The following is a 7196-nucleotide window of genomic DNA, read 5'->3' as shown; positions in this document are numbered from 1 at the left end:
CCCATATGGCCGTTGAGGTTCATGTCCTCGGCCTTGGCGAAGAAATCGTCCATGTCCTTGGCGCCGAACGCCCACATGACGTGCGCCCAGTAATGCGGCACCGGGTTCTCGCCTTCGCGCTTCAGGCGCTTCTGCTGGACCTCGGCCCAATTATGGTTGGCACCCCAGCAGGCGCCCGAGGCGAAGCGCGGCTCATAGGCAACCGCGCGTGGCGCGAAATGGCCGCCGAGCGAAATGCCGGTCATGCCGATGCGCTTGGGATCGACGTCCGGCTGCTGCTCCAGCCAGTCCACCGCCTTGGACGCCCAGTTTTCCGAATGCGGATCGACCGGCAGGCCCTGCAGCCGCAGCGCCTCGCCCGAGCCGGGCTGGTCGACGCAAAGAGCGGAGACGCCGCGCCGGGCCAGCGCCTCGGGCAGGCGCGACCAGTAGAGCAGCTCCTTGCAGCTATCGAGGCCGTTGCAATAGACGACCACCGGCTTGGGCCCCTCGCCCGGCGCGCGGGTGTAGAGCGCCGGCATGGTGCCCTGCGCCAGCGGGATCTCGACGCGCTCGCGGTCGATCTTGCCGAGTATGGTCGCCTTGTCGAAGGCGCCGCGTGCCTTGGCATAGGTCTCGGTGCGGCCGGGATGGCCATGGCCCTGCATCCGCTCGGCGGTGAACAGATAGAGTGCAGCGCGCTCCAGCTTGGTCGCGGCGGAGAAGGCGCGGCCCTTGGCCTCGTCCTCGCCGGCAAGATCGATCAGCTTGTCGCCCATCGCCGCCCATTGCGCCATGAACTGCGGGGTGCCGGCGTCCGCGCCGCTCGCCGCCGCGTCCTTGATCGGCTGGCACATGTCGACGATCTCGCCGATCTGCCCGCCGCTCTCCATCGCGATCGCGACCGAGAGGTTCCAGATGTAATTGGGGAAGACTTCGAACAGCGCCACCGCTCAGGCCTCCACGGCAGTGAACAGGCCGGGGTTCGGCGCCGGATGCGGCAGCGTCTGCGGGCCGCCGGTGCCGATGCCCCACTGGTCCATCACCAGCGGCGCGGGCGTGTAGACCTGGTGCTGGTGCGCGTCGAAATCGACCTCCTCCAGCTCGGACGTGTATTCGGCGACGAAACCGTTCGGCGTGACGAAATAGCTGAAGGTGTTGTTGCCCGCGGTATGGCGCCCCGGGCCCCAGCCGATGCCGGTGCCGTGCTGCTTCAGCCGGTGCGCGCCGCGCATCATGTCGTCCACGCTCGGCATGTCATAGGCGACATGGTTGAGGCAGGGCGGCCCGGGCAGCAGCGCGATGCGGTGGTGCGCCGAGTTGCAGCGCAGGAAGCACATGAAGTCGCCCAGCCAGTCGGACACCTTGAAGCCGAGCACCTCGGTGAAGAACCGCACCGCCGCCTGGTGGTCCGGCGAGTGCAGCACGATGTGGCTGATCTTGAGCGGCACGCCTTCCCAGCGCGCCAGATCGCGCTTCGGGCTGCGGGCGACGTCGCTCGACACCTCGAACAACAGGCCGTCGGGCGAGAAGAAGCGGAAGCCATAGCCGCCGCCGGGGCTGGTCAGCGCGGCGGGCGCGCCGACGATACGGCAACCCGCCGCGCCGACCTTGGCGTGAAGGGCATCGACATCGCCGCGGCTGTCGGCGGCGAGCGCAATCACGTCGACGCGGTTCTCGTCGGCGGCACGCAGACGGACGACATGATGCTCGTCATGCCCCTGAGTCTTGAACCAGGCCATGCCGTCCTCGCTCGGCACCGGCTCCAGGCCCCATTGCTCGGTATAGAAGGCGCGCTCGGCGTCGAGGTCCTGCACCCCATAGCCGACATAGCGGATTTCGGTGACACGGCTCATTTCGGTTTCCTCAGATCGGCTGGGCGGTGACGGCGAACATCTCGGCCGTCGCCTTGTGGTTATCGATCGCCGGGCCCTTGCCGAGCTGGCCCATGCAGATCGCCAGGCTGGCGTTGACGATATAGGCGCAGCGTTCGTAGCGGCGGGCGCGATAGGCGGTGAAGGCGGCGTCCACGCTGTCGGCCTTGGCAAGCTCGTCGGCCAGCACCAGGCTGTCCTCGATCGCCATGCCCGCACCCTGCCCCAGATGCGGCGTGGTGGCGTGGGCCGCGTCGCCGAGCAGGCCGATCCGCCCCTTGTGCCACGGGCCTTTGACCAGCATGGCTTCGAGCGGCCGATAGACCACGCCGTCATCGTCGGTGATCTGCACGGCGAGATCGCGGATCGCCGGCGCGCATTCGGCGAGCTTGGCGCGCATCGCCGCCGCCAGCCCCTCGCGCGGATACCAAGGATTGCCCGGCTCCGGCGTGGTGGCGAACATGTACATCAGCGCTTCGCTGATCGGCACCAGCCCCAGGCCGGTACGGCCATTATAGACCTGCAGCGCATCCATGCCGGCAGGACGCGGGAAATTGTACCGCCAGACCGCCTGGCCGGTATATTCGGGCGCCTCGGTATCGGGCAGGATGGCCGCGCGGGTCTGCGAATAGACGCCGTCGGCGCCGATCACCATGTCGTAGATGCCGCTGGTGCCGTCCGAGAAGGCCACCGCGACCCGCTCGCCATCGTCGACCATCGTCTGCACGGTCACGCCCAGACGCACGTCGGCGCCGTTGTCGAGCACGCGGTCGCCCAGCACCTTGTGCAGCGCGGGCCGGCCGATGCCGACATTGGCAGGATAGCCCTCGGCCAGCTTGGGCGCGGGCACGCGGGCGACCTTCGTGCCGTCCGGGGCGAAGATCTCCACCGCGTCGAAGCCGACGCCGGCCGCGATATATTCGTCGAGGATGCCGAGCTGGGCGACCGCACGCACGACATTGGCCTGCTGGATGATGCCCACGCCATAGACCGACCAGCTCGGGTCGCGCTCGATCACCGTCAGCCGGTGGCCCTGCGGCGCCAGCGCGATCGCCGCGGTAAGCCCGCCGATCCCGCCGCCGACGATCAGGATATCAAGCGGCGGCATCGGCCGCCTCGGCCAGCTTCACGCGCTTGGTATCGCTGTTGACGGCGGGGAAGGGCAGATAGGAGATGCGCAGCTGCTCGGTGAGCGACAGCTCGTGCTCGCCGGCCGGGAAACCGCCGGGATGCTCGACCAGGATCGTCGCCTTGGCGCCGAACGCCCAGCGCCGGTCATAGGCGGTTTCCATTTCGTCGAGGGTAAGCGGTCCCCGCCCCTCGTCGAACCGCACCGCCTCGCGTGGCAGCAGATTGCCGTCGATCGCGACGTCGAGCTTCTCGACCATCGAAAGGGTCAGGCCGCGATAATAGCCGAGCTTGGCTTCGAAGGCGAAGCCGGTCGGCGCCTCGGCCGGGCCGGTGTTCCGCACGCTGCCGGCTTCGATCAGATATTTGTCGAACATCATCAGGCGGGTTCCTTCTCGGCGCCGAGCGCGGCTTCGGCCTGGGCGATCAGCCGATCGAACATCACGTGCTGGCGGCGGACCTGCTCGCGGCTGTCCACCTCCATCGCGTCCTGGATCCAGCGATTGCCTTCATATTCGCTGGAAAGCGTGCCCTCCCAGCCGCACTTCACCAGCTCCGGAATGACCTCGTCATAGGCGATCGCCGGATCGGTGCAGTCCTCGTTCATCTCGTAGAACTTGGCCTGGATGTGCCGGAAGTACGGCGCATAGTCCTTGAGCCGCTTCGGGTTCGCATAAGGCGCGTGGCGCAGCGTCTCGGCCATCGCGATCTCGGCCTTGTTGCCGCCGCGCTTCACCGCGACTTCGTAGATCGTGTATTCGGCCATCACCTTTTCCTCGTGCTGATCCACGATGAACTGGGTGATTTCCGGCCGCGCGCCTTGGCGCTCGAAGCGGGCGCGGAAGGCGGGCGGGTAATGCTTCATGAAGATGCCCATGTCGGGCAGGATGCCGAGATGGCGCGTGTTCAAGCGGTCGGCGACCTCGATCGTGCGCAGGATCCAGGCATGTTCGAGATGCCAGGGCGCATGGACTTCCACACCCATATGCACGTCCAGCTCCTCGGCATAGGGGACGCAGCGCTCCAGAATGTCGGGGCGCACGAACACCAGCACGCGCATGTTCTTGATGCCGAGCCGGTTGCACAGCGCCAGATCGCGGCGGATGCTCGCGACCTGCTCGTCATCCGACAGCAGTTCGCCCTTGCGCAGCTTGGTGTCGAGGAACATGTCGTAGCAGGTGAAACACGCACCGTGCCTGGCGAGCATGTCCTGCCAGCGCGCGATCTCCACATCGTCGATATTGGGGAAGGCCGGCATGTTCTGCTCGGGCAGGAGCTCGATGCCCCTGGCGCCGAGCGACACCGCATGGGCGATCGCGTCCTCGACCGTCATCTGGCCGAGGAACATCTCTTCCTGGTAGCTGTAGAGGCTGACGCCCCGCTGGATTTTGGACACGATGGCTCCGTGGGTTACAGGCGGCAAAGGGCGGCGCCCTGCGCCATGGCGAATGCCCATGCACGCGGATCGACCGGGCCGGGAGTCGGGGCAGTCGTCGGAAGAGTCGCCGCGCCGAGCGGCGGCGTCCGGGTGCGCATGGTCGCGTGCAGCATTTCGAAGCTCCTCTCACTGCCGAGCGGCTTTGCTGCCGTGCCGAAACCAGGCCCACCGCTTCTTGCCAAATATGTAGGCCGCAATGTCGAAATCCCGGAAATCGATTGTTTTGATAGCAATCAATCCAAAACAGTGATTGGAAACGGATTACATATCCGTTACCTGGATTATCTTCGATCCATACAATAAATTTCAAAAATCGTCGGGTCGGCGTCAGAAGAGCAGGGAGCCCGACAAGAAGGCTCGGCTGAAGAGGAGAGGCCATGCGCCGGAGCCCGCTGCGGGTCCCCATGTGGGGGCCCTGCCCGTCCGAAGGGATCGCCTGATGCGCCGGCTGCGCATGGGGCTGATCGGGGGCGGACCCGGCGCGTTCATCGGCCCGGTGCATCGCATCGCCGCGACGCTCGACAACGAGATCGAACTGGTTGCCGGCGCGTTCAGCCGCGCACCGGAAAAGTCGCGCCAGGCGGGCAAGGCATATGGCGTCGCCGCGGACCGCAGCTATCCGAGCTGGATGGCGCTGATCGAACAGGAGCGCGTTCGCCCCGACGGCATCGATTTCCTGACCATCGCGACACCGAACGACACCCATCTGCCGATAGCTCGCGCCGCGCTGGCGGCGGGGATCGCGGTGATGAGCGACAAGCCACCGACCGCCACCCTCGCCCAATCGCTGGAACTGGCCAAAGCCGTGCGTGACGCCGAGCGTCCCTATGCACTCAGCTACGCCTATAGCGGCTATCCGCTGATGCGACACGCCCGCGCGCTGATCGCAGCGGGCGGAATCGGCACGGTGCGCAAGGTGGTGGTGGAATATCTCCAGGGCTGGCTCGCCGCCCCGATCGAGCGCGCCGGCAACAAACAGGCCGAATGGCGCACCGATGCCGGCAAGTCCGGCGTCGGCGGCGCGATCGGCGATATCGGCGTGCATGCCTTCCACCTTGCCGAGTTCGTGACCGGCCTGCCGGTAGGGGCGATCAACGCCGATCTCGCCGCAGTCGTGCCGGGGCGCGCGCTGGACGATGATTGCAGCGTACTGCTGCGCTTTGCCGGCGGTGCGCGCGGCGTGCTGCTCGCCTCGCAGATCGCGATCGGCGAAGCCAATGGGCTGACGCTGCGCGTCTATGGCGACAAGGCGTCGATCGCCTGGCGGCAGGAAATGCCGAATCAGCTGCTGCTACACCACCTCTCCGGCCGCACCGAGATCCTCACCGCGGGCGGTGCCGGATTGCTACCGGCCGCGACCGCCGTCACCCGGCTGCCGGCCGGGCATCCCGAAGGCTATCTCGAGGCCTTCGCCAATCTCTACCGCGACTTCGGCCGCCGCCTGCGCGGCAAGCCGGCGCCGGACCTGCCGGGAATCGAAGAGGGCATCCGCTCAATGCGCTTCATCGAACAGGCGGTGGCGGCCAGCCGCGACGCATGCGGCTGGGTGCCGCTCGAACCAGCGAGGGAATACGCATGACCAGCATCGCCTCCCCAATCCCAGCCGCCCCCGCGCCGATCCGCGGCGAAGCTGGCAAGGGCATCACGCTCATCGCCGCCCAGATCCTGCCGGTGATGGCGGTCGTCTCGCTCTTCCCCGCCATTCCGCGGCTGTTCGCCCAGTTCGGCGGCCACCCCCAGGCGGGGCTGCTGGTGCCGATGATCGTCACCATGCCGTCGCTGTGCGTCGCACTGTTCGCGCCGTTCGCGGGCGCGATCGCCGACCGCTTCGGCCGCCGCCCGAGCTTCCTGCTGGCGCTGGCCGTCTATGCGCTTGCCGGGCTCGCGCCGCTGGTGCTCAACGATCTGTATCTGGTCGTCGCGAGCCGCGGCGTCCTCGGCCTTGCCGAAGCGGTGATCGTCACCAATTCCAGCGCACTGATCGGCGACTATTTCGGATCACAGCGACATCGCTGGGTATCCTGGGTGGGGGTCTCCATTTCGATCGCGGGCACCCTGCTGGTCGCCGCCGGCGGCGCACTGGCGGACATCAGCTGGCGCGGCCCCTTCGCCATCTACGTGCTGGCCATCCCCACCCTGCTGCTCGCGCTGCTCTACATCGACGAGCCCGCGCGCCGCGACACCGACAAGACCGCACCGCTCGGCTTTCCTTGGGGCCCGGCGCTGGTCATCGGCGCCGTCACCATGGCAACCTCGATTCTCTATTATGTCGAGCCGCTGCATGTCGCGAGCGCGCTGATGGCCAAGGGCGTCGGATCCTCCACCGCGGTCGGGCTGATCCAGGCCTGCACGTCGCTCGCCTATATCGCCGGCGCGTTCCTCTATCGGCGGATCCATGCCCAGCCGGTCGGCGTGCTGCTCGGCCTGGCCGGGATCCTTACCGCGATCGGCCTGGCCATGATCGGCCTCGCCACCCACTATCCGCTGGCGGTAGCGGGTGCCGCGATCCAGCAGTTCGGATCCGGCCTCGTCATCCCCGCGCTGATGGCCTGGGGCCAAGCGATGCTGCCGCTCGAGCAGCGCGGCCGCGGCATGGGCATCTGGGCGACCGCCTTCTTCGCCGGGCTGTTCGTCTGTCCGCCGCTGGTCGGGCTCGGCCAGCGCGCGGTCGGCGGCCTCGACCAGGCGCTGCTGCTGTTCGCCGCGATCACGCTCGTGCTTTCCCTTCTCTCGGCGCTGTTCTTCCGCACCAGCGCCGCCCGCCACTGACGAGACCC

Annotated in this window: 8 protein-coding genes; 2 read left to right on the top strand and 6 right to left on the bottom strand. The window is 67.5% G+C overall.

The genetic code is table 11. From position 1 onward, the window contains the following. From DD559_RS05670 to DD559_RS19750, 6 genes are all read right to left on the bottom strand, one after another. On the bottom strand, positions 1-929 hold a 929-nt coding region (locus DD559_RS05670; RefSeq protein WP_116468325.1), incomplete at its 3' end, for an alpha/beta hydrolase family protein. Positions 930-932: 3 nt separating this feature from the next. After that, positions 933-1835: a VOC family protein gene (locus DD559_RS05665; RefSeq protein ID WP_116468324.1), complete on the bottom strand. Its 903-nt coding sequence runs from the start codon at positions 1833-1835 to the stop codon at positions 933-935. Positions 1836-1845: 10 nt separating this feature from the next. Then, positions 1846-2961 (bottom strand): FAD-dependent oxidoreductase, encoded by a 1116-nt coding sequence (locus DD559_RS05660; RefSeq protein WP_116468323.1) that lies wholly within the window; start codon positions 2959-2961, stop codon positions 1846-1848. Continuing rightward, positions 2948-3361: a C-glycoside deglycosidase beta subunit domain-containing protein gene (locus DD559_RS05655; protein ID WP_240610137.1), complete on the bottom strand. Its 414-nt coding sequence runs from the start codon at positions 3359-3361 to the stop codon at positions 2948-2950. The genes DD559_RS05660 and DD559_RS05655 overlap by 14 nt, the downstream gene beginning before the upstream one ends. Next, entirely contained in the window at positions 3361-4377 is a 1017-nt protein-coding gene (locus DD559_RS05650) for a sugar phosphate isomerase/epimerase family protein (protein WP_116468322.1), read from the bottom strand. The genes DD559_RS05655 and DD559_RS05650 overlap by 1 nt, the downstream gene beginning before the upstream one ends. Positions 4378-4391: 14 nt before the next feature. Continuing rightward, positions 4392-4532, bottom strand: coding sequence for a hypothetical protein (locus tag DD559_RS19750; RefSeq protein WP_165830994.1), 141 nt, complete (start codon positions 4530-4532; stop codon positions 4392-4394). Between the two features lie 326 nt (positions 4533-4858). Between DD559_RS19750 and DD559_RS05645 the strand changes: the two genes are divergently transcribed. Both DD559_RS05645 and DD559_RS05640 read left to right on the top strand, forming a co-directional pair. Then, positions 4859-5998, top strand: a complete 1140-nt coding sequence (locus DD559_RS05645) for a Gfo/Idh/MocA family protein (RefSeq protein ID WP_240610136.1) — start codon at positions 4859-4861, stop codon at positions 5996-5998. After that, complete coding sequence (locus DD559_RS05640) at positions 5995-7188, top strand: MFS transporter (protein ID WP_165830993.1); 1194 nt, start codon at positions 5995-5997, stop codon at positions 7186-7188. Before DD559_RS05645 ends, DD559_RS05640 begins: the two co-directional genes overlap by 4 nt. Positions 7189-7196 lie beyond the last annotated feature (8 nt).

Source organism: Sphingomonas pokkalii, from assembly GCF_003096275.1.
In the GTDB taxonomy this organism is placed as follows: domain Bacteria; phylum Pseudomonadota; class Alphaproteobacteria; order Sphingomonadales; family Sphingomonadaceae; genus Sphingomonas; species Sphingomonas pokkalii.
Note: the sequence above shows the minus strand (reverse complement) of the source record. Positions and strands in the feature narration are given on the sequence as shown.

What these genes read in the sequence shown, in the direction of transcription:
- DD559_RS05655 (WP_240610137.1), bottom strand. Translation starts at nt 3,361, where the DNA reads ATGATGTTCGACAAATATCTGATCGAAGCCGGCAGCGTGCGGAACACC.
- DD559_RS05665 (WP_116468324.1), bottom strand. Translation starts at nt 1,835, where the DNA reads ATGAGCCGTGTCACCGAAATCCGCTATGTCGGCTATGGGGTGCAGGAC.
- DD559_RS05640 (WP_165830993.1), top strand. Translation starts at nt 5,995, where the DNA reads ATGACCAGCATCGCCTCCCCAATCCCAGCCGCCCCCGCGCCGATCCGC.
- DD559_RS05645 (WP_240610136.1), top strand. Translation starts at nt 4,859, where the DNA reads ATGCGCCGGCTGCGCATGGGGCTGATCGGGGGCGGACCCGGCGCGTTC.
- DD559_RS19750 (WP_165830994.1), bottom strand. Translation starts at nt 4,532, where the DNA reads ATGCTGCACGCGACCATGCGCACCCGGACGCCGCCGCTCGGCGCGGCG.
- DD559_RS05660 (WP_116468323.1), bottom strand. Translation starts at nt 2,961, where the DNA reads ATGCCGCCGCTTGATATCCTGATCGTCGGCGGCGGGATCGGCGGGCTT.